General features: G+C 40.2%; 21 protein-coding genes. 14 read left to right on the top strand and 7 right to left on the bottom strand.

The window, feature by feature from the left end:
- Positions 1-67 precede the first annotated feature (67 nt).
- On the bottom strand, positions 68-490 hold the full coding sequence (locus tag B3X18_RS03840; RefSeq protein ID WP_010700138.1) for a DUF6438 domain-containing protein: 423 nt from the start codon (positions 488-490) through the stop codon (positions 68-70).
- Positions 491-943: 453 nt separating this feature from the next.
- On the opposite strand from B3X18_RS03840, the gene B3X18_RS03835 reads away from it, so the two are divergent.
- From B3X18_RS03835 to B3X18_RS03805, 7 genes are all read left to right on the top strand, one after another.
- Positions 944-1,195, top strand: coding sequence for an NADPH-dependent 7-cyano-7-deazaguanine reductase (locus tag B3X18_RS03835; protein ID WP_227548696.1), 252 nt, complete (start codon positions 944-946; stop codon positions 1,193-1,195).
- A gap of 18 nt (positions 1,196-1,213) precedes the next feature.
- Positions 1,214-2,149 carry a sensor domain-containing diguanylate cyclase gene (locus tag B3X18_RS03830; RefSeq protein ID WP_005014382.1) on the top strand — a complete coding sequence of 312 codons (936 nt, stop codon included), beginning with the start codon at positions 1,214-1,216 and terminating at the stop codon, positions 2,147-2,149.
- Positions 2,150-2,450: 301 nt separating this feature from the next.
- Entirely contained in the window at positions 2,451-4,307 is a 1,857-nt protein-coding gene (locus B3X18_RS03825; protein ID WP_005014384.1) for an ABC transporter ATP-binding protein, read from the top strand.
- On the top strand, positions 4,307-4,756 hold the full coding sequence (locus tag B3X18_RS03820) for a MaoC family dehydratase (protein WP_005025818.1): 450 nt from the start codon (positions 4,307-4,309) through the stop codon (positions 4,754-4,756). Before B3X18_RS03825 ends, B3X18_RS03820 begins: the two co-directional genes overlap by 1 nt.
- Before the next feature lie 96 nt (positions 4,757-4,852).
- Positions 4,853-5,881, top strand: coding sequence for an AraC family transcriptional regulator (locus B3X18_RS03815; protein ID WP_005014389.1), 1,029 nt, complete (start codon positions 4,853-4,855; stop codon positions 5,879-5,881).
- Between the two features lie 70 nt (positions 5,882-5,951).
- Positions 5,952-6,326, top strand: coding sequence for a glycine cleavage system protein GcvH (gene gcvH, locus B3X18_RS03810; RefSeq protein ID WP_005014391.1), 375 nt, complete (start codon positions 5,952-5,954; stop codon positions 6,324-6,326).
- A 283-nt stretch (positions 6,327-6,609) separates the two neighbouring features.
- A complete protein-coding gene (locus tag B3X18_RS03805) occupies positions 6,610-7,794 on the top strand; it encodes an MFS transporter (protein ID WP_005025815.1) in 1,185 nt (394 codons plus the stop codon).
- Positions 7,795-7,851: 57 nt separating this feature from the next.
- Here the strand turns inward: B3X18_RS03805 and B3X18_RS03800 are convergent, their stop codons facing one another.
- The gene (locus B3X18_RS03800; protein WP_034688644.1) at positions 7,852-8,898 is read right to left on the bottom strand and encodes a 3-deoxy-7-phosphoheptulonate synthase; all 1,047 of its coding nucleotides are present in this window, start codon (positions 8,896-8,898) and stop codon (positions 7,852-7,854) included.
- An 821-nt stretch (positions 8,899-9,719) separates the two neighbouring features.
- Between B3X18_RS03800 and hppD the strand changes: the two genes are divergently transcribed.
- The gene (hppD, locus tag B3X18_RS03795; RefSeq protein ID WP_005014397.1) at positions 9,720-10,778 is read left to right on the top strand and encodes a 4-hydroxyphenylpyruvate dioxygenase; all 1,059 of its coding nucleotides are present in this window, start codon (positions 9,720-9,722) and stop codon (positions 10,776-10,778) included.
- A 110-nt stretch (positions 10,779-10,888) separates the two neighbouring features.
- On the opposite strand, the gene B3X18_RS03790 is transcribed toward hppD, so the two are convergent.
- A complete protein-coding gene (locus tag B3X18_RS03790; protein WP_005014399.1) occupies positions 10,889-11,668 on the bottom strand; it encodes an IclR family transcriptional regulator in 780 nt (259 codons plus the stop codon).
- 471 nt (positions 11,669-12,139) lie between these two features.
- On the opposite strand from B3X18_RS03790, the gene B3X18_RS03785 reads away from it, so the two are divergent.
- Together B3X18_RS03785 and B3X18_RS03780 are read left to right on the top strand one after the other, a co-directional pair.
- Positions 12,140-13,525 (top strand): amino acid permease, encoded by a 1,386-nt coding sequence (locus tag B3X18_RS03785; RefSeq protein ID WP_005014401.1) that lies wholly within the window; start codon positions 12,140-12,142, stop codon positions 13,523-13,525.
- 93 nt (positions 13,526-13,618) lie between these two features.
- Complete coding sequence (locus B3X18_RS03780; RefSeq protein ID WP_034675249.1) at positions 13,619-14,833, top strand: aromatic amino acid transaminase; 1,215 nt, start codon at positions 13,619-13,621, stop codon at positions 14,831-14,833.
- A 75-nt stretch (positions 14,834-14,908) separates the two neighbouring features.
- On the opposite strand, the gene B3X18_RS03775 is transcribed toward B3X18_RS03780, so the two are convergent.
- Positions 14,909-16,018: an S-(hydroxymethyl)glutathione dehydrogenase/class III alcohol dehydrogenase gene (locus tag B3X18_RS03775; RefSeq protein ID WP_034675252.1), complete on the bottom strand. Its 1,110-nt coding sequence runs from the start codon at positions 16,016-16,018 to the stop codon at positions 14,909-14,911.
- A 139-nt stretch (positions 16,019-16,157) separates the two neighbouring features.
- On the opposite strand from B3X18_RS03775, the gene B3X18_RS03770 reads away from it, so the two are divergent.
- Positions 16,158-17,711 (top strand): phospholipase D family protein, encoded by a 1,554-nt coding sequence (locus B3X18_RS03770; protein ID WP_005405002.1) that lies wholly within the window; start codon positions 16,158-16,160, stop codon positions 17,709-17,711.
- Between the two features lie 97 nt (positions 17,712-17,808).
- Positions 17,809-18,249 (top strand): hypothetical protein, encoded by a 441-nt coding sequence (locus tag B3X18_RS03765; RefSeq protein WP_034669977.1) that lies wholly within the window; start codon positions 17,809-17,811, stop codon positions 18,247-18,249.
- Between the two features lie 74 nt (positions 18,250-18,323).
- Here B3X18_RS03765 and aspA read toward each other — a convergent pair whose 3' ends face one another.
- Complete coding sequence (gene aspA / locus B3X18_RS03760; protein ID WP_034669979.1) at positions 18,324-19,778, bottom strand: aspartate ammonia-lyase; 1,455 nt, start codon at positions 19,776-19,778, stop codon at positions 18,324-18,326.
- A gap of 441 nt (positions 19,779-20,219) precedes the next feature.
- Here aspA and putP point away from each other — a divergent pair, with 441 nt between their 5' ends.
- On the top strand, positions 20,220-21,710 hold the full coding sequence (gene putP / locus B3X18_RS03755; protein WP_005025803.1) for a sodium/proline symporter PutP: 1,491 nt from the start codon (positions 20,220-20,222) through the stop codon (positions 21,708-21,710).
- A 32-nt stretch (positions 21,711-21,742) separates the two neighbouring features.
- Here the strand turns inward: putP and B3X18_RS03750 are convergent, their stop codons facing one another.
- The gene (locus B3X18_RS03750; protein WP_005014418.1) at positions 21,743-22,231 is read right to left on the bottom strand and encodes an Lrp/AsnC ligand binding domain-containing protein; all 489 of its coding nucleotides are present in this window, start codon (positions 22,229-22,231) and stop codon (positions 21,743-21,745) included.
- Positions 22,232-22,367: 136 nt separating this feature from the next.
- Between B3X18_RS03750 and putA the strand changes: the two genes are divergently transcribed.
- Positions 22,368-26,120, top strand: a complete 3,753-nt coding sequence (gene putA, locus B3X18_RS03745; RefSeq protein WP_034675255.1) for a trifunctional transcriptional regulator/proline dehydrogenase/L-glutamate gamma-semialdehyde dehydrogenase — start codon at positions 22,368-22,370, stop codon at positions 26,118-26,120.
- Between the two features lie 81 nt (positions 26,121-26,201).
- On the opposite strand, the gene B3X18_RS03740 is transcribed toward putA, so the two are convergent.
- On the bottom strand, positions 26,202-26,792 hold the full coding sequence (locus B3X18_RS03740; protein WP_286935140.1) for a uracil-DNA glycosylase family protein: 591 nt from the start codon (positions 26,790-26,792) through the stop codon (positions 26,202-26,204).
- Positions 26,793-26,936 lie beyond the last annotated feature (144 nt).

Genomic DNA, 26,936 nt, shown 5'->3' with positions numbered 1-26,936 from the left:
CTTCAAGTTTTACTCTGCCAACCTACATAAAAGATTAATTTTTTATAAATTTAGATTGTTTTTGTTTTTAGCGTATTAAATCATTAATTCCAAGCATTTCAGGTAATTGTTCGATAAATTGATTAAAACTTTTATCAGATGAATTCATACACCCCATATAATGGTCTAACTTTGTTTCTACTCCACTTTTATCCGTCCATACAAAACTAACCGTTTGATGATCAGTAGCTTTATTTACACAATTATAATTATTTTCTACTTTTCCTGGTGCGGGCTTATATCTGCTTAATTGACTAGAAAGCTTTTTATAGATTCCAGGGGAAACAATGATATCTTGCTCTCCGACGACTTTTGTAAACCGCTCTCCGTTAAAATGTACAGCTCCACTAGGCTGAATTGTTACAGAATATACCGGACAAGCACCAAAACAACGTGACGTAGAATAACTAATTGTTTCTTCTACAATCCTATTCTGATCTGGATAAGACACAGAAGCGCACCCTGTTAAGCAGAAAAATACAGTAGACAAAAGAAAGAATTTATTCATCATTTTATTTTTTAAAATAAAAAAATATTATTATATACAATATTCATATTTTATTCTGTATTTTTTTTATTATCTAATATAGAAAAGGAATAAATATTTTTAGATTAATAGTTTTTATTTAAAGTTTAATAATGCTTCATTATATATTTTTTTGAAATCTGTTTACCAAAAAAGTAGTCTTCATAGACAAATATTTAATTTTATGCTTTTTAGTATTTAGAATTTTTGTATATCTTTTATTAATTTTTATATTATTGAGAAGATAAAAGCATGAGATATATAAATGTTATTATAGCATTACTTTTATTAAGTTATATATGGAGTAGATCCTATGCTGTTCAAATCTCTCCAAATCAAATAGTAGCTACCCAGATGACATCTAAACAGGTTATAAATATGAATGAAGAGGAACAGGTACTCAAATTCATAGATCCTGATAATATAGTAGTCACTCTCAAAACCACAAATAATTTCGAAAATGCGGAACTTACTGATCAGAGAGGCATTGTTTATTATCTTAAGCGGGTTAAAACAAAAAATGGTATACGACTGGAAAATGGAAACACATCGATTCATTTTAACAGTGGCAGTGGAATCTTGAAAATTGGTCAAGGTCGCCCTATTAAGGTTATAGAAGTTAAATCTTGAGATATAAAGGCTGGTTATATGGGTATTTCATATTCGAAAAACTTTGAGGAAGCAGGCCAGGCTGTTTTACGTTATCTTCATGACCGCTTCGGTTTTAATCTATGGATGATTACACGGGTTGAAGGCGATGACTGGATCGTGCTGCAGAGTGAAGATCATGGCTATAATGTTCAACCTGGACAAGTTTTTCGCTGGGCAGATTCTTTCTGTTCACATATGGTCACAGGTAATGCACCAAGAATTGCACCACGTTCTGATGATATACCCTTATATCTAAACGCTCCTATCAGGAAACAGGTAGAGATTCAGGCTTATATTGGACAGCCCTTAGTAAGTGAAGATGGTCATTTATTTGGTACACTCTGTGCGATTGACCCTCACCCGCAAGCGCCTGAACTGGTTCAAGAAGCAAAACTGATCGAAGTCTTTGGAGAGCTTTTAAGCCGGATTCTACAGGCTGAACTGCGTGAAATTGAACAGGTCAGACAACGTGAGCGTCTTGAAGTAGAAGCAATGAGTGATGGTTTGACTGGTTTATATAACCGGCGGGCTTGGGATAAATTAATAAATGCAGAAGAAGAACGTTGCAAGCAATTAGGTCACCCTGCTGCTGTGGTTATGATAGACCTCAACAATCTTAAAACTGTTAATGATCATCTGGGTCATGAGGCTGGTGATGAGTTAATTCGCAAGACAGCTGTCGTATTGCGTGATAATGTACGTAATAATGATATTCTAGCCCGCTTAGGAGGTGACGAGTTCACCATACTAAGTATTGAAAATGATCATTCAGGTGCTGAATCGTTGGTTAATCGCATTACACAGGCCTTTGAAAAGGCAAAGATTAGTGCTTCAATCGGGCTGGCTATGCGTCATCCGACTTTTGGTCTATCAGCTGCTATCAGAGAAGCAGATCAACAGATGTATACACATAAGCGGCTCAGCAAGTCCTGATTTTATTAATCCGGTAAAGTTACAAGCAGATTTTTTATCCTTCAAAATCGCACCAGCTTTTCAAGTCTACCGCTAGCTAATAATTTTTTCATATCTGTTTTTCCTGTTGAATTCACAATTTACGCCATTATCTTTTCTCTTATATGGCGTAAAATTAAGTGTAGTACGGCTAAAAAACTCATATTTTGAATATTATTATATGGCGGAATATGGCTAAATTAATGATTGATCAATCTCTATCTCTCCTATAAATTGAATTAAACTTATATTAGTTAATATATTGTATTCAGAGGAAAAAATAATGTTGAAGTGGTTCGAAAAGCGTGTCGATGCCTATCCCACTGAAGGTCTTTACGAATCATTACCAAGAAGGTTTTTTCCATTTATCTGGCAAGCCACTAAAGGCTTGCGTCCTTATATTTTTTTATTAGTCCTTGTAACTGCGGGCGCCGCAAGCTTTGAGGCTTTACTCTATTCGAAAATAGGACAACTGGTTGACTGGCTAGGTACAAGCCAACCTGATACTTTTTATGTAAATCATGAAACCAATCTGCTGATTCTGGCCAGCTTTCTGTTTGCCAACATCCTCTTTGCCAGTATGCAGTCTATTGTTAAGCATCAGATTTTATATAGCAATTTTCCAATGCGTCTGCGCTGGCGTTTTCACAATTTTCTTTTACAGCAAAGTCTCGATTTTTTTCATAATGATTTTGCCGGGCGCTTATCTGCCAAGGTCATGCAAACAGCGTTAGCAGTACGAGAATTCTGGGTTATTTTAGGCGACATGATGGCCTACGTAGTGGTCTATTTCACTACGATCAGTATTGTGTTTATAGGTATTTCACCTGTTCTAATGATACCCCTACTCGTCTGGTTAGTTCTGTTCATGATCGCAGCTTACTACTTTATTCCACGCCTGGGTAAAGTGTCAAAACAGCAAGCTGATGCCCGTGCTGTCATGACTGGACGTGTTACAGATGCCTATACCAATATTCAGACTGTCAAGCTATTTGCACACGCCGGCCGTGAAAGTCGTTATGCCAAAGAGTCCATGATGGAATTTATGGTGACAGTATATCGGCAAATGCGTCTTGGAGCTAAATTTGAAATCAGTGTAAATATGCTGAGTGCTGTACTTTTTCTAGGTGTATTGGGAACAGCCATTCATCTATGGGTAGAAGGTAAAGCCGGTCTTGGAGTGGTTGCCGCAACCACAGCCATGATTATGAAGCTTAACAGTATGGCATTCTTTATCATGTGGCAAATTTCTGCCCTTTTTGAGAATATCGGAACAATTCAGGATGGAATGGGAACTTTAAGCAGACCGGTAGAAATACAGGATAAAAAAGATGCCAAGCCATTAAAAGTAACTGCGGGTGAAATTCGTTTTGATAATGTATCTTTCGCTTATAATGAAAAAAATGTAATTGATCAGTTGAATCTTACCATTCGGCCAGGTGAAAAAATCGGGATTGTTGGCCGTTCTGGCGCAGGTAAGTCAACCCTTATTCAATTGTTGCTGCGGTTTTATACCATTCAAAATGGCCGTATTTTAATAGATGGCCAAGATATCCAGAATGTAACTCAGGACAGCCTGCGCGCTAATATTGCTTTGGTTACTCAGGATACTTCTCTGCTACACCGTAGCGTATCAGAAAATATTAAATATGGCCGGCCAGATGCAACTGATGAGGAAATGTATGAAGCTGTACGTAAAGCTCAGGCAGAAACCTTTATTCCTCAGTTAACTGATCTGGGGGGGCGTCGGGGCTATGATGCGCAGGTGGGTGAACGTGGTGTCAAGCTCTCAGGTGGACAGCGTCAACGTATTGCAATTGCCCGCGTATTCTTAAAAGATGCACCTATTCTGATTTTAGATGAAGCTACCAGTGCACTGGATTCTGAAGTCGAAGCTGCCATTCAGTCAAGTCTAGACGCTCTTATGACTGGAAAAACAGTCATTGCAATTGCTCACAGGCTTTCGACCATCGCCCAGATGGACCGTTTAATTGTACTGGATCAGGGCCGGATCGCTGAACAGGGTACTCATGAGCAACTGATTCAGCAAAATGGTATTTATGCTCAACTATGGCAACGTCAAACTGGTGGCTTTTTAGTTGAACAGCAAATACCAAAGAAAGTTGAGGACACAGAATAATGCCTTATCTGGAAGATTTGCACATTGGTGATCGTTTTATCAGCCGTGAATATGAAATGACTACTGAAGAAATCAAAAAATTTGCCACTCAATATGATCCACAGGTTTTTCATCTGGATGAAGAGCAAGCAAGCCGGCATCCTGTTTTTCAAGGTCTGGCCGCAAGTGGCTGGCACACCTCTGCAATTACCATGCATTTATGGACAGAGTGCTTTCCGGTAGCAGGCGGTTTAATTGGTACCGAAACCAGTTTACGTTGGCCCAAGCCTACCAGACCGGGAGATCTCATTCATGTTGAAGTCGAAATTACAGCAATCATTCCATCCAGAACTAAAAATGATCGGGGTATTGTTACTTATGTCACTCAGGCTTATAACCAATTTCAGGATCTCCTATTAATCTCTACTACAAAAATAGTAGTATTTAAAAAAGCAGCAATTGAAAATTAAGCAACTGATTTGTCCAACAATTCTTCTAGTTTAAAGTTTAATTTCATGCCAAGATGTAAACAGCACGTTGGAAAGCATGAGAGCAATGGATAGCGCATGGAGATAATTTCATCCCGGCAAGATGTGGGTATTCCAGGGGTATATGGCCTGTTATTGCTAGATGTGGTGTCACGCTGGGGCTATAGCGCAGAGACTTTATTTGCCCCCTTTCATTTTAGTAGTGAACAGCTCGCACACCCGGATTACCGTATTCCAACTCCTCTTGCCAACGAACTGATAAAACATGCCTTAAAAATTACAGGCGAGCAATCTTTAGGCTACCATCTTGGTACCCAAATGCGAATTTCAATTCATGGCTTTATTGGCTATGCAATCATGACAGCCAGCAATATATCTGAAGCCCTGGTTCTTGCTGCACGTTTTATTCAACTTCGTATGCCCTTTCTACAGCTTTATTTTTCTACTTTTGGTGATAAGGCAACCCTGCAATTACAGTGTGACATACAACTTGAACCTTTAAGGACCGAAATTATTCTTGCCCTGACTATTGGTATTATCAGTATGGCCAAGGCTATTACTGGCATTAATAACCTTGAAGGAGAAATTGATTTTGATTTTGCCAAACCTGAAGGATTTGACCGCTATTTAGCCAAAATGCCTTCACATCATTTCCGTTTTAATCAGCCACACATACTTTCCAGCTTTGATAAAAAGTTTCTGGGTTTACAGATGGTTAATGCTGACCCGATTGCCAGTCAAATCGCAATTAACCAGTGTGAAGCTGAACTTTCTGCTTTGGGTGAACGCCGACGTCTGGCCATGCGGGTGCGTGATATCCTCACTCATTCAGAACAGCACTATCTTAGTATAGAAAGCGTGGCCGATCGGTTGCATATGTCAGACCGTACCTTAAAACGCCAGCTGGCTGCTGAGGGCACCTCTTTTTCTAGTCTGGTTGATGAAGTGCGCTACCGGCATGCTACATCACTTCTCTCACGGACTGACTATACCCTTGAACAGATTGCCGACGAGCTGGGCTATTCTGACGTTGCCAATTTTAGCCGTGCCTTTAAGCGCTGGAGCGGCCGCAGTCCTAGTAATTGGCGTAAAGATCCGTATTTATAGACTTTAGTTTTTAAACAAAAACCTGTATAACACAAAGCAAAAATGCTTTAAAACTTTTTGAGGAATCGGCATGAATCATCCTTCGGAACTGAAGTATGCAAGTACACATGAATGGGTAAAAATTGTAGGTGATCTTGTGGTTACTGGTATTTCCGACCACGCTCAAGATGCTTTAGGTGACCTGGTCTATGTAGAAATGCCAGAGGTTGGCAGTCAGATTACAGCAGGTGCACAGGCTGGTGTGGTCGAATCCGTAAAAACTGCTTCTGATATTCATGCACCAGTTTCAGGCACAGTTGTAGAAATCAATTCTGCACTTGAAGATGATCCAGACTTTATCAATGAAGATCCGTATGGTAAGGGATGGATCTATAAAATTCGTCCAGATAATATGCAAGATGTAGACACATTACTTTCTAATACAGCTTATGAAGCTGGACTTTAAAAATTAATTTCATCAGCTTCTTTTACATAACTTGAGATTCACTCATACACTGTAGAAGAAGCTGTTTTTGTATTTATATATCATATGTAGCTTAATCGCTATTTCTCATAATCTTGCTTTAGTTCATCGTCTCTATACAATTTACATACTTTCACTTATAATTTACAGGTTATATGACTTTATGACGTATTTACTTTTTATTTATCTCCCTCTTTTCCTATTATAAAAAATATCAATTTCTCTACGTCTCAAGTCATGCTCTCCCGGTTATTATAGGTTTATCATGGCATCCATAGACTCCTCTCAGTTATGGAATAAGTTCTTTATTTTTTGCTTATTCAATAACATGTTTTTGTTCATATTTTATTTCGCACAAACTGCAGTACTACCCGTTTATATTATAAGTGACCTGAATGGTACTGTAGCTCAGGCTGGTTTAGCCATGACTCTATTTATGGTCTCTTCTATTGTAGTGCGACCATTTAGTGGCTTAATCATTGAAAAATTTGGCAAGAAAAAGACCTTTTTAGTTTCTGAGCTGATTTTTTGTCTTTTTTCATTCGCTTATCTTCTGGCAGACAATCTTAGTGTTCTGCTGGTTATCCGTTTTCTGCATGGTATCTGGTTTAGTATTCTTACTACGGTTTGTGTACCGATTGCCAATGACTTCATTCCAGAAAAACGTAAAGGCGAAGGCATGGGCTATTTTATTATGTCAATAAACTTGGGGCTGGTGCTGGGTCCACTTTTAGGGCTTAGCTTGATTCAACCATTAGGCTACACTACCGTCGCGCTGATTTTAGCAACCATTATTTGTCTAGGCTTTGCTTTCTGCCTGCTTATCCCCATTCGCGAAATTAAAAAATCACCTGAAGTTACTGAGAAAAAGAAAATCAGCTTACAGGATTTTGTTGAAAAACGTGCTTTACCCGCTTCCCTGATGGTTATGCTCCTGGCATTTGGTTACTCTAGTATTATGTCTTATATTTCAACTTTTGCTGAAACTAAAGGCTTACTCAGCTCTGCTGGATTGTTTTTTGTAGTATTTGCTGTGGCTATGATGAGTATTCGTCCATTTACTGGCCGACTGTATGATATTAAAGGCCCAAATATCATTATTTATCCATCTATCATTCTTTTTATTATCGGTTTGATACTTCTTAGCCAGATTGAAACTTTAACCGGTCTAATGATCAGTGCAATATTTATCGGTATGGGTTTCGGCTCACTTCAGCCCTGTTTACAAACTTTGGCAATCCAGCGTTCGCCTAGATATCGTATTGGCCATACGACTTCAACCTTCTTTACTTTATATGATACAGGGATAGCATTAGGGGCTGTATTACTAGGCTATGTAGTTGCATTGTACGGCTATACGGTGATGTACCTGCTTTGTGCTTTTATTATCGCTTTAAGCTTGATATTTTATAAGATTGTTGTAGACAGACAGAACCCCCTACAACCCTAAATTTACAGATATAGCCCGTATTCTTTAAGTATACGGGCCCCTGCTCTTATTTATATTTTATACTACACATTCATAGCGCATCTGCTCTGCAACAGAAAGCAACAAGGCAGATGTCTTATCCCATCCCAAGCAACCGTCTGTGACTGACTGACCATATATCATATTACAGGAGATTGCTTGGTTTCCATCTACAAGATGGCTTTCCAGCATTACTCCCCGTACATCAGTTTCACTACGCTCAGCAATAATTTGCTGGAGTACTGAGGTCTGTAATAAAGGATTTTTAGAACTGTTGCCATGACTGCAATCAATAACTAAAGGTGGAAGCACAGCTTTGTGACAGGCACGTATCCGTTCAATTGATGCAAGGTCATAATTAGGGCCTGAATTTGCACCACGTAATATCAAATGTGGTAACTTGTTACCCAGACTGTTTAACATACAAGGTAAGCCATTTTGGCTCATACCCATGAACTGATGGGAGTTTCTGGCTGACTGTATGGCATCTAGTGCGATTTGAATTGAACCATCGGTACCATTTTTAAAACCAATGCTGTACGGCATATGGCTGGATATTTCTCGATGAATTTGTGATTCGCTGGTTCGTGCGCCAATGGCTCCCCAAGCCAATAGGTCATCAAAATATGCCGTAGCCATCGGATTTAAAATTTCGCTCGCAATAGGTAAACCCATACTGATGAGTTGCAGATATAAAGCTCTGGATTGCTCTAAGCCTGACTGCAAGTCTGAAGAACCATTTAAATGTGGATCATATAAAAACCCTTTCCAGCCGACCGTAGTACGAGGTTTCTCAATATAAGCGCGCATGACCAGAAAAATCTGGTATGAAATTTTAGTTTGGAGCTGTTTTAATTTTTGGGCATATTCGAGTGCAGCAACCGGATCATGAATAGAACAAGGTCCTGTAATTACCATAAGACGAGAGTCTTCGCCTGAAAGAATATTTTGTATAGTTGTACGATGCTCAGCAACTTGCCGGGCTAATGCAGGAGATAAAGAATATTGTGCTTTTAATTGATGAGGCAGGCTTAAAGTTTTTTCTGTTGTAGCCGATTGGTTTAAAGCAGTATTGAGAGCATTCATTGGTTATTCCTCTGGACTGTTTATTTCAGTCCGATGATTTATTTGAGCGTAAGAGATCTAAGCGATTGCATGTGCGGGCCAAAATAAAACCAATAAAAATTGCCAAAATAAGTAAAGTTAAATGTATACATGAGGGAAGCTCCATAATTATCAATCTATAAGACATAAAAAAACCTGATCAGGTTTGCCGATCAGGTTTTAATTTTGATGGGCAACCTTTATTTGCCCGAACGCATTCAGGCAATCATTTAAACTGCCAGAAATAATAATATGCGTTCATAAGTTCAGGTTGCTTTAACATCTTGTACCAATGTTTGAGAAAATATCTATTTTCTAAAATACGCGTACATTGTTTCTTTGACAAGAACTTAAACTAAAAAAATTATTTATTATTAAATAAACTTCTATTTATGATTAAGATTTAATGAATAAAACCTAGATAAAACAATTGATAAACTCTATAAGGAAGAATTTTTAGCCTGTTTTGCCTCAACATGAACTTATATAATTATTGCCCAAATTACAGACTACATAATTTAATTATGTATTGCATAACTTTTTGTTTTGAGTATCATTGAAACAAATGGGATGTAGTCTGTAATTTATCTAGGGCATGGAAATAAGCAATAGAATTAATTATGGGACATTCTGAAAATTTCACTAAAAATTTTAACTCTGTAACAGGCTCGGATGCTTAAGAGTAGAAAAACATATTTGAGTATTTCTATATTTCCAATCCGGATTCATGTTCAGAATTAAAAATAATTTCAGGTAGAAGGCAAAAGCTGAACAGGCTTTTGAACACAACAAGAGGAAGTTGTATGAACGTTTTAGAAAATCCTTTAGAACTCTGCGGATTTGCTTTCATTGAATTCGTATCGAAGGATGGTGAACTAGATCAGGTGTTTCAAACGATTGGTTTTACTAAAGTAGCCCGCCACAAGTCTAAGAATGTTTATTTATGGCGCCAAGGCAATATCAATATTATTTTAAACTATCAGCCAGAATCATACGCATCTTATTTCTTTAATGAGCATGGCCCTTCTGCCTGTGCTATGGGTTTTAAAACTAAAGATGCTGCAAAGGCTTATAAAAAGGCGCTTGAGCTGGGCGCTGAACCAATGCTAAACAAGGTAGGTCCAATGGAACTGAATATCCCGGCGATTAAAGGGATTGGTGGTATGCCAATTTTCCTGATTGATCGGGATATTTACCAGAGTGACTTTGAGTTCCTAGAAGGTGTAGATGCAAATCCGGTTGGAACTGGTCTAAATGAAATTGATCATTTGACCCATAATGTTTATAAAGGCCGTATGGAATACTGGGCTAATTTCTATGAAAAGATTTTCAACTTCCAGGAAATCCGCTATTTCGATATTAAAGGCGAATACACTGGCTTAACATCAAAAGCCCTGACTGCTCCAGATGGCATGATTCGTATTCCATTAAATGAAGACAGTGATAAAGGAAATGGCCAGATTGCCGAATTCCTGGCTGACTTTAATGGTGAAGGTATCCAGCATATTGCATTCATCACAGATGATCTGGTTTCGACTTGGGATAAGCTACATGACTTAGGAGCCAAGTTCATGACGGCGCCACCAGAAACCTATTATGAAATGCTGCCTGAGCGTTTACCAAATCATGGTGAACCAACAGAAGAGCTGAAAAAACGTGGCATTTTACTAGATGGTAATACTAAAGACGGCGAAAAACGTCTTCTACTTCAGATCTTTTCTGAGAATATGATCGGACCAGTCTTCTTTGAATTTATTCAGCGTAAAGATGACGACGGTTTTGGTGAAGGCAACTTCAAAGCCCTGTTTGAATCAATTGAACGCGATCAGATTAAACGTGGTGTACTCAGTGTAACTGATTAATTTATAATCCCTATGTTTAGAGAATGCAGGAGTTTTTCCCTGCATTTTTTGATATTTTTATAAAATCAAGAAGGCGCTCTAATAGCGCCTTCTTGTCTTTAACCAGTTAGTTATCTTTCACGGATGTACTGGTTAATTGATTCGGCCATCTGCTTTAAAAATATAATTTTTTCATGGTTCGCTTGAATGGGCAGCATATCTTCACTATCAATTACCACAATACAAAACTCGATAGCATTGTAAGTATTAAAAATAGGTAAACCAACTGCATTAATCCCGGTCAGAAGATCACCTTGTGCCACCGACATTTTTTGTGCCTGTATCTGATTCTTTAATATTAAGAACTCTTCCCAATTTTTAGGGGAAAGTGTTTTATTTGATGAGGTATGTTTTTTCCACTCTTCTTCCATAAGTGGCCGCACCAGATGTTCAGGCAAGTAAGACGCATAGATCCGGCCCGCAGCAGAGTTGACTAATGGCATGATTGAGCCTACACGCGTCACGATCGATACCGGATGCAACGATTCAATTGACTGGACAACCAGAGGGCCCCGCGGCGACCATTTACTAATCTGAATACTTGAACCGATTTTGCCCTGCATTTCATAAATCTGGCTTTGAACCAGTTGCAAGGTGTCCGTATGCTGGATACAACGTAAACCTAGACGCCATGCTTGTTCACCAAGGCCATACTGGCCATCTTCAAGCTGTCTGGCATAATTCATGCGTATCAGACTGGCCAGATAACGGTGGACTTTAGCAGGATGCATGCCGAGTTTGTGTGAAAGGTCTTTCAGCATGATGGGGTTATTATGTTCTACCAGTGAATTGAATACGTGTAGCCCTATTTCTAGAGACTGAACACCACCAGAGACCTTTTCTTCACTCATGTTTTAACCCTTTTCATCCTTTTTAAATATCCGTCTTCGCTCGTCTATTCCGGTTTTTCATGCTGAGACTTTAGCAAGTTTCAGCCTGCCTGATCATAGAGAGTTCATTATTTTTTAGCAATCACCAAGCCCGACAAAGCTGGAAAAAACTGAAAAATATAGTTTTCTTCTTTAAAGCTGAATGTTTTAGCTCATTACAGACTTGGCCAAAAGAAAAAATTTAGCGTTGAGTAACTTTTCTCATGCCATATAAAGATACAGGCTCAACGGCAATTAGAATAAAATTTATGAATAATTTTTATTTATTAAAACAATAACTTATTTTTATATAATGGCTAACCCAACAATATAACTAGACTTTTCAGTCAAAAATTTAAAAAATCGGCTATGTTCTCAAGGTTTAAATTATGTTATACGTAATTAAGTATAAAATTATTACGAATGCGAAAAACACAAGGAAGAAAGGATCATATGGATAATCCTCAACAAGGTGATTTAAACGCAGGTTTAAAGAATCGTCATATTCAGCTGATTGCTCTTGGAGGAGCAATCGGTACCGGTCTATTTCTGGGAATTTCTCAAACAATTAAAATGGCCGGCCCCTCAGTTATTCTGGGCTATGCAATAGCAGGACTGATTGCTTTCCTGATGATGCGCCAGTTAGGTGAAATGATTGTAGAAGAACCGGTAAGCGGTTCATTTAGTCATTTTGCTTACAAGTACTGGGGAAAATTCGCAGGATTTATGTCTGGGTGGAATTACTGGGTACTGAACGTACTGGTGTGTATGGCAGAACTCAGTGCAATTGGTCTTTATATCCACTACTGGTGGCCTGAAATTCCAACCTGGATGACCGCCTTAGGCTTTTTTATTCTGATCAACGGCATTAACCTGCTTCATGTCAAATTTTTTGGTGAAATGGAATTCTGGCTCGCTATTATCAAGGTGGTGGCGATCATTTGTATGATCGGCTTCGGTAGCTATCTGCTCACTACCGGTAGCGCAGGACCACAATCGACCATCAGCAATCTTTGGGCACTAGGTGGGTTTTTTCCGAACGGCATCAGTGGTCTGGTTATGGCCATGGCTGTAATCATGTTTGCTTTTGGTGGTATTGAACTTGTCGGTATTGCTGCAGCAGAAACGCACGAACCCGGGAAAACCTTGCCTAAAGCTATTAACCAGATTGTCTACCGTATCCTAATTTTTTATATCGGTACTCTCGTAGTAATTTTATCGCTATTTCCATGGAACAAAATGGCCGAAGGCGGCAGTCCGTTTGTGCTGATTTTTGATTCTCTTAACAGTCAGGGAGTTGCGACTGTACTGAATTTTGTAGTACTGACAGCAGCAGTTTCTGTTTATAACAGTACCAGTTACTGTACCAGTCGCATGCTGCTCGGTCTGGCCAAACAGGGTAATGCACCTGAGTTTTTGAGTAAAATTAACAAAAATGGTATTCCGGTGCCGGCCGTACTAATCTCTGCTTTTGTTACCCTGCTCTGTGTACTGCTCAATTACATGTTTCCAGAGAAAGCGTTTAGTCTGCTGATGATGCTGGTTGTTGCTGCGATCGTTATTAACTGGATGGTCATTTTTATCACTCACTTAAAATTCCGCAAACAGATGATACGTGAAAACAAAACCACGCAATTTCCAAGTTTGGCTTATCCATTCACAAACTATCTCTGTATAGTCTTTATGATTGGTATTTTAGGCATTATGATAATGACGCCAGATATGCGTATTGCAGTTATGATGATCCCAGGATGGCTGTTGTGCCTGCTGATCGCCTATCAGATTAAAAAGCGCAAGGCACTTCAACGTCATAATATGGTTCTGGAAACTGACACCTGAGCCAGTAAATCCCCTCCAGAACATGGATGATGGACTGGAGCAGTTTTTAACATAGTACAGTTAGAAGGCTGTACGACTTAAGGAAGTAATTGAATGTTTGAGCATGTAAATCCTTATCCGGGTGATCCGATTCTGTCTCTAATGGAAGAGTTCAATACGGATGCCCGTACAGACAAGGTAAACCTGAGTATTGGACTTTATTATAATGAAGACAGTATTGTGCCACAGCTCGAAGCCGTTAAAACAGCGTACAAGCATATTGCCAAGCTGAACGATACGACCAAACTGTACCTGCCAATGGAAGGCTTCAAACCTTACCGTGAAGCCATTCAAAACTTGCTGTTTACTGAAAACAGTCCGGCTCGAGCTCAGGGACGTGTTGCTACAATTCAAACATTAGGCGGATCAGGTGCTCTTAAAGTAGGTGCAGATTTCCTTAAGAAATACTTTCCTGAGTCTGAAATCTGGGTAAGTAATCCAACTTGGGATAATCATGTAGCCATCTTCAATGGTGCAGGTATAAATACACATTACTATCCATATTTTGATGCTGAAACCCATGGTGTGGACTTTGCGGGTATGCTAGATACCTTAAAGCAACTGCCAGAACAAAGTATCGTATTATTGCATCCATGCTGTCATAATCCGACTGGCGCCGATCTTGTTCCTGCACAGTGGGATCAGGTGATTGAAGTATTAAAAACAGGAAACTTGATTCCGTTTTTAGACATCGCTTATCAGGGCTTTGGCCACGGCATGCAAGAAGATGCTTATCTGATCCGTGCACTGGATCAGGCAGGAATGAACTTTATTGTCAGCAATTCATTTTCCAAGATTTTCTCGCTATATGGTGAACGTGTTGGCGGACTTTCCTTTGTCTGTGACGACCAAGAAACAGTTCAGCGCGTTCTGGGCCAGTTAAAGGCTACTGTTCGCCGTATTTACTCTAGCCCCCCTACAACGGGTGCATTACTGGTTGAAAATGTGCTCAATGATGAAGAACTGCACTCCCTTTGGCTAACTGAAGTTGAAGGTATGCGTACCCGTATCCAGAAAATGCGTCAGATTCTAAAAGATGAATTAAGTCGCCCATTACCAGATCAAGACTTTAGCTACCTGGTAAACCAGAACGGTATGTTTAGTTATACCGGGTTGACTGCTGAACAGGTCGATCTGCTTAAGGAAAAATACGGTATTTATCTGGTTCGAAGCGGACGTATGTGTGTTGCAGGTTTAAACCAGAAAAATATTTATTATGTGGCTGAAGCAATGGCTGCTGTTTTGAAAAAGAGTTTAGCCACTGTTTAATTTCAAATAAATAAAAAACCGGGAAAGTTCCCGGTTTTTTATTTTTTAGATTATAAAGTTTAGGTTTGCCTAGAACTAAAAATGAATCACTGTACGGATAGATTTACCCTCATGCAGTAAATCAAAAGCTTCATTAATTTTACTCAAAGGTAAATTATGCGTGATGAATGGATCAATTTTAATTTCACCACGCATTGCCTGCTGTACCATACCTGGTAGCTGGGTACGACCCTTAACGCCACCAAAAGCCGAACCACGCCATACCCGGCCTGTTACCAGCTGGAATGGACGGGTACGTATTTCTTGACCGGCGCCGGCAACACCAATAATGACTGACTCGCCCCAGCCTTTATGGCAGCATTCCAGTGCAGCACGCATGATGTCTACGTTACCAATACATTCAAAGCTATAGTCAACCCCTCCATCAGTCATCTCAACAATGACTTCCTGGATAGGCTTGTTATAGTCTTTCGGATTGACAACATCAGTCGCGCCCATTTCCTGAGCCAATGCAAACTTGTCCGGATTAATATCAATTGCAATAATTCGGCCAGCTTTGGCTTGCACTGCACCCTGAATAGCTGCCAGACCAATTGCACCTAAACCGAAAATCGCGACAGTCGCACCTTCTTCAACTTTTGCCGTATTATGTACTGCACCGATTCCTGTCGTTACACCACATCCGAGCAGGCACATTTTTTCAAGTGGGGCTTCCGGATCAATTTTAGCGAGAGAGATTTCTGCTACTACAGTGTATTCACTGAATGTAGACGTACCCATATAATGATAAATAGGCTCACCATTATAAGAAAAGCGGGTCGTACCATCCGGCATTAAGCCTTTACCTTGAGTTGCACGAACTGCCTGGCACAGGTTAGTTTTGCCTGAAGTGCAGAATTTGCACTTGCCACATTCTGCAGTATAGAGCGGAATAACATGATCACCGGGCTTCACCGAAGTAACCCCTTCTCCGACCTCAACTACAATACCGCCACCTTCATGCCCTAGAACCGCTGGAAAAACGCCTTCCGGATCTTCACCTGATAAAGTAAAAGCATCAGTATGGCATACACCAGTGTGTGTAATTTTAACCAGTACTTCACCAGCTTTTGGCGGAGTAACATCTATTTCAACAATTTCCAGGGGCTGACCTGGCCCAAATGCGACTGCTGCACGTGATTTCATTACATTTTCATCCTGTAATCTGTAAGGCTGACTGAAAAATTAATACCTAACAGTAACTCTAATACGCTAAAACATTCAAGTATTTACTCAGGTATGATGTTATCTTAAATGTGAAAGAGATACGTGACACATAATTAAAATGCAATTAGATAATCATCTGAAAGGTATAATTATTGGTATGACATTGACGGGTTTAACTGGCTGTGAGCTCCCTCCCAATATCTCGGAATATACGGAGCATAAACATACGCCTTCTCGCCCCTGGATTAATGATGATGCTAAAGACGAAAAAATCCGACAGGGACTCACTGCCTATTTGGCCATGGAAGATGCATTTAGTAGTATAGCATCACGTATCCACCTGATTCGTAATGCAAAAAATACTTTAGAATTACAGTATTATATCTGGAATAATGATTTTATTGGGCACCTGATGTTTGCTGAACTCCTAAGAGCAGCTGATCGTGGTGTAAAAATAAAGCTTTTAATTGATGATCAGAATGGTACACAGCTCGACCCGACCTTAAAAGTACTCAGTCTGCATCCAAATTTTGAAATTAAAATATTTAATCCTTACAAATACCGGCATTTGCGGGTATTGGACTATTTTTTTCGCATGAAATATGTCAATCAGCGTATGCATAATAAACTTATTATTGCTGATGGAGTCATGGCCGTAACAGGTGGACGGAATATTAGCCGCGAATACTTTGATGCGAGTCAGGAATTCCAGTTTACCGACATGGACATTCTGTTTTCTGGTAAAGCTGTTGAGCAGGCTAATCAAGTATTTGCAGAATTTTGGCTGCATGAATTGAGCTACTCATCACAACAGCTGCTCGGTTTCGGTACGGTTGACCAGTTAATTGCATTACGTAAAGAATATGACCTGATTGAAAATTCTCGCAACCCGACAGAAGAACGGATTTCTCAGGCTCAGGAACTGATTAACCAATATTTGCAGGAACGCCCGATCAACTGGGCCAAAGCATATTTTGTAGCAGACTCTCCCAAGAAAATTAAAGGACTAGCAACTGGCAATGAACTGATTTATAACCAGATGATTTCTATATTGGGTGAGCCTAAAAACCATCTTGAACTGGTTTCAGCTTATTTTGTACCTACAGAAATCGGTCAGAAGTACCTTTCTAATATTTCTAAAAATGGAATTAATGTCAGAATTCTAACCAATTCTCTGCCAGCCAATGATGTTGCTTTGGTCCACGCCTTTTACGGGAAGTACCGTAAAAGTCTGCTTGAACATGGTGTACAGCTTTATGAATTTAAGCCTTATCAGGAGCGAAAGCGTCGTACTTGGTATGAAGTCGCTACCGGTAACGTAATACCCTCTAAAGGCAAGAACAGTTCCAGTTTGCATGCTAAATTTTTTGATGTAGACGGCAAGGTTTTTATTGGCTCATTCAATTTTGATCCACGTTCAGTTAATCTGAATACAGAAGTAGGCTTGGTGATTGAATCTGAAGCTTTACAAAAACAGATTACATTAAATCTCGACAAGCACCTTCCCCAGATTGCTTATAAGCTCAAATTAGATCAAAAAGGTAACATTGTCTGGTTAGAACAGAAAAAGGACGGCAAAGTGATAGAACATCAGAATGAACCCGGGACTAGCCGTTTCCAGCGCTTCATGATGGATACTGTCTCAAGACTGCCTATTGAATGGATGATGTAAGTCTGATTTTCAAAATTTGCATTTATATACTGTAAAAGTTGTGCCTGACGACCTGATCTTTTAAGATGGCCACTTTTACAGTTCACATCTCCCCGTAATGCAATTTTTTGATTTAAGCCGGCAATTTAATTTAAATGATATTTTGACGCCCAAGAAAACTCTGGATGACTTAGGTGGACAGGAATGGTTCCTGAGCAAGATCCGTGTGGAATATGACTGCCTGGCTTCCGACAGTAATATTCTTGAAGGTCAGGCTATTTTAAAATCTAGTGAAAATATCCAGATTGAGCTAGAGTGGGTAATTGTCGATACAGGTTATGAGCTGCAAATACTTTTTAAAGGTATTGAATACTATCGCAACGAACACGTTATAGTGACAGTTAAAGGTGCCCAGCTTGTAGAACTTTCTGGAGAACTAGTAACCAGCCAGGCTTTAGCATTATGGATTGAGGGGACTTTACTGATAAAGCTCCCTCATATTCGCCGTGAAATTAAAAGCCGATTAAATCTATGGGACTACATAGAATATCAGGATTAACCTGATTAATATAAAAGGATAGCTGCATGGGCTATCCTTTTGGATTTTAAAAATATTACTTTAGCCTAAATTATTCAGCTTACTTGGTCTAATGTTTGTGAAGCACTTCCGGACAATACTTCACTCACCAGATTTTCAAATGAGAAAATTTCTTCCAGCTGTTTTTCGGTCAGCAGTTTTTTCTCTAAAACTACGTCTTGAATTGTACGATTCTCAGCAATACACTGCTTACCGATTTCATCACACGCACCATGACCAAGAATCGGTTCAAGCAAGGTAATTATTCTAACACTGCGCATTACTGCTTCGTAGCAGGTCTTTTCATTGGCATGAATGCCCTGTATACATTTTTCATCGAGTGTTTTTATGCCTTGGGTGAGTAGCCCGATTGATTCATTTAAGGCTTGCGCAATGACAGGCTCCATAACATTAAGCTGTAACTGGCCTGCTTCAGCAGCAAAGGTAATGGTTAAATCATTACCTATAACCTTAAAAGCAATCTGGTTAACTACCTCAGGAATCACAGGATTTACTTTAGCCGGCATAATAGATGAACCTGCCTGCATTTCAGGTAAACTGATTTCAGCTAGTCCGGTACGTGGTCCCGAACTTAATAAACGCAGGTCATTACAAATTTTTGATAGTTTGCAGGCCAGACGTTTTAAACTGCTCGACAGAATAATAAATACACCACAGTCACTGGTTGCTTCTACATAGTCTTCTGCTCCCGAAAGCGGCAGACCAGTAATTTCCTTTAAGCATTCTACCACTTTAGCCGCATAACCCTGTGGCGTATTTACACCGGTACCAATCGCTGTTGCACCCAGGTTAATTTCCAATAATAGCTGGCGCATCTTTTGAATTAAACGTACATCTTCTTTGAGCAGAGTAGCAAAAGCACGAAACTCCTGTCCTAGGGTCATAGGTACTGCATCTTGCAGTTGGGTACGTCCCATCTTTAAGACAAAACGAAATTCAGTTGCCTTATATTCAAGTGAAGTAATTAAATTTTCGACCTGCATAAACAGTTGATCTAAAGCATAGTAGGTCGCAACTCTTAAGGCAGTCGGATAGACATCATTCGTTGACTGTGATTTATTCACATGGTCATTGGGATGAATAATATAGTATGAGCCCTTGTCATGACCGGTCATTTCTAGCGCCAAGTTGGCAATTACCTCATTGGTATTCATATTAATAGAAGTACCAGCGCCGCCTTGATAGACATCTAGCGGGAAATGTTTTTCCCAATTCTCTGGAGTATCAATTAGTTCTTGACATGCTGCCTGAATGGCCTGACTCTGCTGTTCGGTAAGTTTTCCAAAAAACTGGTTAGCTTGTGCTGAAGCTTTTTTTACCTGAGCCAAAGCGCGGATGAAATGGTGCTGTTCACCTATTTTCTGCTGAGAGATCTGAAAGTTTTCTAAGGCTCTTAAAGTATGAATGCCATAGTAACTTGAAGAAAGCACCTCTTTGGTGCCTAATAAGTCCTTTTCGGTGCGAAACCTGTTGTTTTGTCCAATATTCATTCCGTTAACTCTTAAATTGTGCACAATTATAGTGCAATAGAAGTATAATAGGACTTGTTATAATTTTCACTACTTACAATATGAAACATTTGGAAAGTTTTTACTAATTTTTATCAAGTTCTGCAACTAACGTAATTTTATGTAAATTTTGGCAGAAATTTGAATTTTCTATTTGAAGCGCTGTATAAAAGTTAAATTTTTTCACTATTTTACATTAATGCAAAATTGTAGTTATAAGTTTAAAAATTAATCTTTATAAATCACTATAATAAATTTATTGTAACTAAAGTTACACAAAGTAACATTTTGCATGTAAAATTGTATTACAAATGTAACAGTACAAAAAATCACTTTTGTGCTTGAATCACAGCCTTTCCAGGTGAATCAGATATAATGCGCTATTTGCTGGAATGCACATATACAGCATAAGGACAGGCAGGCATGGAACAGTTTAACCCTACCCTCATCACATTTATATTTTATATCATCGCTATGGTAGGTATAGGTTTGTATGCCTATAAAGCCACAAGCGATTTTTCAGATTATATTCTCGGTGGTCGAAGCCTCGGCAGCTTCGTCACCGCTCTTTCAGCCGGTGCTTCAGATATGAGTGGCTGGCTACTCATGGGCCTTCCAGGTGCAATCTACCTGTCTGGACTTTCTGAAGCATGGATTGCCATCGGCCTAATTATTGGTGCTTGGCTAAACTGGCTACTGGTTGCAGGCCGTCTGCGGGTACATACCGAAGTCCAGCATAACGCTTTAACTCTTCCAGATTATTTCACTAGCCGTTTTGCAGACCACAAGAAAATCCTGCGGATTACATCAGCAATGATTATTCTGATTTTCTTCGCAATCTACTGTGCTTCAGGTATGGTTGCAGGTGCACGTCTATTTGAAAGTATTTTCGGAATGTCTTACCAGACTGCTCTATGGATCAGTGCTATTGCAACTATCAGTTATGTATGTATTGGCGGATTTCTGGCTATTAGCTGGACTGATACATTCCAGGCTGGCCTGATGATTTTTGCTTTACTACTAACACCCGTAATTACATTTTTAAGTATTGGCGACACTACTCAAGTTATGACACTGCTGGAAACTGCTCGACCTGCTGCATTCGACATGTTCTCCAATTTGAGCATAGTGGCTATTTTATCTCTCATGGCTTGGGGTCTGGGTTATTTTGGCCAGCCGCATATCCTTGTACGTTTTATGGCAGCAGATTCAGTCAAGTCAATTCCGGCTGCACGTCGTATCGGCATGACCTGGATGATTCTATGTTTAGGCGGTGCAGTTGGAGCAGGTTTTTTTGGTATTCCCTACTTTGCACAGCACCCTGAACTTGCAGGTGCAGTGACTCAGAATCCAGAAACTGTATTTATGGAATTAACCAAGATCCTTTTTAATCCTTGGGTAGCAGGTATTATTCTTGCTGCGATTTTAGCAGCTGTGATGAGTACATTAAGCTGCCAGTTACTGGTATGTTCAAGTACTTTAACTGAAGACTTTTATAAGACTTTCCTACGCAAAAATGCTTCTCAGAAGGAACTGGTTTGGGTAGGCCGCCTTATGGTTCTGGCAATTGCAGTGTTGGCGATTATTCTTGCAGGTAATCCAGAGAGCAAGGTTTTAGGTTTAGTTTCTTATGCATGGGCAGGTTTTGGTGCTGCATTCGGTCCACTCATTATTCTGTCTTTGTTCTGGAAGCGCATGACTCTAAATGGTGCTTTAGCCGGAATGATCACAGGTGCAGTGGTAGTAATTTTATGGAAAAACCTGTTTGCTGAAACTGGTATCTATGAAATTATTCCTGGTTTCATTTTGGCGTGGGCAGTGATCATGCTGGTCAGCCTGATGGGTAAAGTGCCAGGTCGCGAGGTGACTGATCGTTTTGAAGAAGCTGACCGTCTGTATCATGAGCAGAAATAAACCGGTTATCCATATCTAAAACAAAGGGGCTTTTAAGCCCCTTTATTTTTAACTGCTGTTTTACTTTTAAGCTTTAATCGGGTTGTGGTTTTGAGCTCTTCCATCACCGGATAACTGCGTGTTTCCTTTACGCCTGGCAGTTGCCAGAGCACCTGTCCTGCCATTTTACGAAATTCTTCCATATTGGCACTGCGCACCTTAAGCAGAAAGTCGAATCCTCCACTCATTAAATGGCATTCAGAAATTTCCGGATAGTCCAGAATTGCCTCTTCAAACTCTTCAAGAGCATTTGGGGTTGTCTTGTCCAGCATCACCTCGACAAAAACAACAAAGCCGGCATCCAGCTTGTTTGGGTTAAGTTTAGCTTCATAACCAAGTATATATCCTTCCTTGGTAAGCTTTTGTACCCGTGAAATTACAGCTGTGGGAGAGAGGTTAACTAACTCAGCCAGTTTACTGTTGGCAATACGTCCATCACACTGTAATAGTTCAAGTATTTTGAAATCTGTACGATCCAGCATAATTTCCTGTCTTCCATGAATAATTCACTAAATTATGAACTATTTTTAGTGAGTTATTCGCTATTTATTTTGTAATTATAAAATTATCTAAAGTGACTGATCATCACAGTTTTTAATATTGTCATCGGATACTGACATGAATGTAATGGATACATACAGCGCTCGGGAAAATGCCCAGCCACACTTCGGCTACATCACTGCTTTCAAGGAAAAAAGCAATTTTGAAGAACAGATTAATACTGCCTGGCGCCGTGCGGAGCCTGAAGCGGTAGAAGAGCTATTACAGGCAGCTGAGCTTTCTGCAGAGCTGGACCAGAAAATTTATGAACTGGCTTTTAATCTGGCACACAGTTTACGTGACCGTAAATCAGGTTCGGGCAAGGCTGGAATTGTACAGGGACTTTTACAGGAGTTTTCTTTATCTTCGCAGGAAGGTATTGCACTGATGTGTCTGGCTGAAGCTCTTCTTCGTATTCCAGATACAGCTACCCGGGATCTGCTCATCCGTGACAAGATTAATCAGGGCAACTGGAAAGAACATTTGGGCCAAAGCAACCTGATGTTTGTAAATGCGGCAGCTTGGGGGCTAATGCTGACCGGTAAACTGATGGAAACACCAACCCGTACCAGCCTGTCAAGCATCCTGACAGGTATTCTGGCACGTAGCGGGCGTGGCATTATTCGTAAAGCTGTTGATGTTGCCATGCGTATGATGGGCGAGCAGTTTGTAACGGGTGAAACCATTGGTGAAGCACTGAACAATGCAAAATCACTTGAAGATAAAGGTTTCCGCTATTCTTATGACATGCTGGGCGAGGCTGCCCTCACAGCTGAAGATGCTGAACGCTATTATGATGATTACAGCCAGGCCATTCATGCAATCGGTCAGGCTTCTAAAGACAAAGATGTATATGATGGCCCGGGTATCTCAATCAAGCTTTCTGCCCTGCATCCGCGTTATCAACGTGCTCAGGTTACCCGAGTACATGAAGAGCTTTATCCTAAGATTCTCAAATTAGCCGAGCTGGCCAAAGGATATAATATTGGCCTGAATATTGATGCTGAAGAAACTGAACGTCTGGAACTGTCTCTGGAACTATTAGAACGTCTATGTTTCGAGCCATCTCTGGCCCAGTGGAAAGGTATTGGCTTTGTTATTCAGGCTTACCAGAAACGCTGCTTCAATCTGGTCGATTATCTGGTTGATCTGGCAAAACGTTCTGAAAAACGTTTGATGATCCGTCTGGTTAAAGGTGCTTACTGGGATAGTGAGATTAAAAAATCCCAGATTGAAGGTATGTCGGACTATCCGGTATTTACTCAAAAAGTCCATACTGACCTGTCTTATATTGCATGTGCTAAGAAACTTCTCGCCGCGCCTGAACAGATTTATCCGCAGTTTGCCACACACAATGCGCAAACACTGGCAACGATTTACCAACTGGCTAAACCGGAACAATATTATCCGGGTCAGTATGAATTCCAATGTCTGCATGGTATGGGTGAGCCGTTATATGAACAGGTAGTAGGTTCACGTCAGGATAAAAAACTGGGCATTCCATGTCGTATTTATGCGCCTGTCGGCAGCCATGAAACTCTTTTGGCCTATCTGGTACGTCGCCTGCTCGAAAATGGCGCCAACACTTCATTTGTAAACCGTATTGCTGACAAGAATCTGAGCATCGAAAGCCTGATCCGCAATCCTGTTCAGGAAATTAGAGAGACTGCAGCCTTTACCGGAAAACTGGGACAGAAACATCCTTCTATTCCTTTCCCTCAAGATTTGTATGGCAATCTGCGTCACAATTCTAAAGGTCTGGATCTGGCAAATGACCAGGTATTGAAAGCTCTAAATGATGCAGCAACCCGTTTTCATGATCAAACCTGGTCTAGCCAGCCTATGCTGGGACAGGAAATTGATTCCAGCCTGGAACGTAGTCTGGTCACGGTATTAAATCCATCTTCTCATCAGGATATTGTGGGTTATGTACATGAAGCAGAAGCTCAAGATGTAGAACTGGCACTGACTCTGGCACAAAAAGCTGAATCAGACTGGGCAAATACCACACCGGTCCAGCGAGCAGGTATGCTGAAAAAAGCAGCCGACCTGATGGAAAAACGTATTCAGGAGTTACTGGTTCTTCTTTCTCGTGAAAGCGGTAAAACCTATGCAAATGGCCTTGCTGAAGTTCGTGAAGCGGTAGATTTCCTGCGTTATTATGCTACTCAAATGGAATCAATTGCGGCTCAGAGTGTAGTCACACCGCTGGGTACCGTTTTATGTATCAGTCCATGGAACTTCCCGCTGGCAATTTTCAGTGGGCAAATCGCTGCGGCACTGGTGGCCGGTAATTGTGTAGTTGCAAAACCGGCAGAACAAACTCCTCTCATTGCTGCTCTTGCTGTTGAACTGCTATGGGAGGCTGGTGTTCCTCATAGTGTGCTACAGCTTATGCCAGGCCGTGGTGAAATTGTAGGGGCATTACTTAGCCAGGATGCACGTATCCAGGGCATCATGTTTACCGGCTCAACTGAAGTTGCCAAGATTCTGCAAAAAACTGTATCAGGTCGTGTAACCCGTCATGGTCAGCCAGTGGTATTCATTGCTGAAACAGGCGGTCAGAATGCGATGATTGTGGACTCCTCTGCCCTAACTGAACAAGTGGTGCTCGATGTCTTGAGCTCAGCCTTTGATAGTGCCGGCCAACGCTGTTCCGCACTACGTATTTTATGTGTGCAGGAAGATAATGCAAAACCGCTTTTACATATGCTAAAAGGTGGCATGCAGCAGTTACGGGTTGGCAATCCGGTTTATCTGAATACAGATATCGGACCGGTAATTGATCAGGAAGCAAAAACCAATATAGAAAATCACATCCAGAAAATGCAGAAACAAGGTTACCCGGTATACCAGTTTGCGCATAATCCGGAGCAAAACCAGTTCAAAGATGGGACTTTTATTCTTCCAACACTTATTGAGTTACCAAACCTTAATGAACTCAAACGTGAAGTCTTTGGACCGGTATTGCATGTAATTACCTACAAACAGGGCCAGCTTGCACAGTTACTTGATGCCATTCATGCTAAAGGCTATGGCTTGACTATGGGTTTACATACACGCATTGATGAAACAATTCAAACGGTTATTCAACATGCAGAAGTAGGCAACCTTTACATTAACCGTAATATTGTAGGTGCCGTGGTAGGTGTACAGCCTTTTGGCGGAGAAGGTTTATCTGGTACAGGGCCAAAAGCGGGCGGTCCGCTCTATTTATACCGCTTGATGCAAGATTGTCAGCCTAAAAAACTGGAACAGCCGTTTGCAGTACAGACGGTGAACCATACAAGTGCTAATCCGTTATATGTCGATTTTCTGGCTTGGGTAAAACAGAATCTGCCACAATATACTTTGGGCCAAGAGCAAAGCTTCTTTGCAGGGAAAGTATTTGAATTGCAGGGACCAACCGGGGAATCAAATCAGTATGCTGTGTTACCACGTAAAAGAACTTTAAGTCTGGCAGAGAGTGAGCAGGAACAGATTGCTCAACTTATTGCAATTTTCTCGGTAGGTAGTCAACCAGTTTTACTTAAAGGTAATGACTTCTATCAAAAACATGCAGCCAGGTTACCTGAAGTTATACGTCAGCAATTCCACATCATTGAAAATATTCAAACTGGTGATTTTGATGCTGTGTTACATCATGGTAGTCAGAACCAACTCATGAATCTGCAGAAACAGATCGCACAGCGCGAAGGTGCAATTGTTGGAATTACTCACTTAGAGCCGCAACAGTTACAGATTCCGGTTGAGCGTTTAGTTATTGAACGTGCAATCAGTATTAACACTGCTGCTGCAGGTGGTAATGCCAGCCTGATGACGCTGGTATAAGCTGGCTATAAAAGTCTAACAAAAAGGCGGTCTATATAGGCCGCTTTTTTAATATGGATCCTTTTGAAATGATCATATTCATTAAATCAGGCCAATTTCCTGAAAAAAGTTCCCATATAATTCTGCTTTTTTTTCAAGTGCTAATGGATATGCACGTGATGAAGATGGCATACGGTATAGATTCAGGTCTCTGCCCATAAAATGGGTATGTATCGGCATGGCAATAGTGGGTTTTTCAGTTCCTTCAGGTAAAAGGGAAATTAGTGTTTCTGTTGCTTTATCTCCTGTGGTCATTAGAGTATGACATTCAGGAATCGGCATAAGCAGCTCTTCAAGCTTGACTGTAGTCACGATTTGCAAGAATTTATCTGAAGCATTGCCCTTTAGACGAATTACTTTTTCCGCAACATCATAAATGGCTATACCTTTATCTACCAGAAACTCACAAATTAAAGTTTCATTAAAGCTTTTTTTATCAATATCAAGAAAATAGTTTTTATTTTCAAAAAAAATAAGACCGAAGATTCGCCACATATCATTTTGAAAGTTCGGATAGTAAAACTCCATTTTCCAGCGCTCACGCGATGGTGGAAAACTTCCTAACATCAACAGCTTTGCATTTTCTGGTAAAAAAGGTGTAAAAGGATGAGTTTCAATCTGGTTTTCAAGCATACTGACTAATTTCCTGAATCACGTGTGCACTTTGATTTTTTGGTTTTCAAAATCTAATCTTTATAAAAATTACTTTAGTTTCAGATATAGTTCCATGCATACTTTGTTCAGGCTGTTAATTTCGGTAAACAGTACCTACATTTC

This window comes from Acinetobacter sp. UBA6571, from assembly GCF_002434085.1.
GTDB lineage: Bacteria > Pseudomonadota > Gammaproteobacteria > Pseudomonadales > Moraxellaceae > Acinetobacter > Acinetobacter radioresistens.
This window is presented reverse-complemented; position numbering and strand designations above follow the sequence as displayed.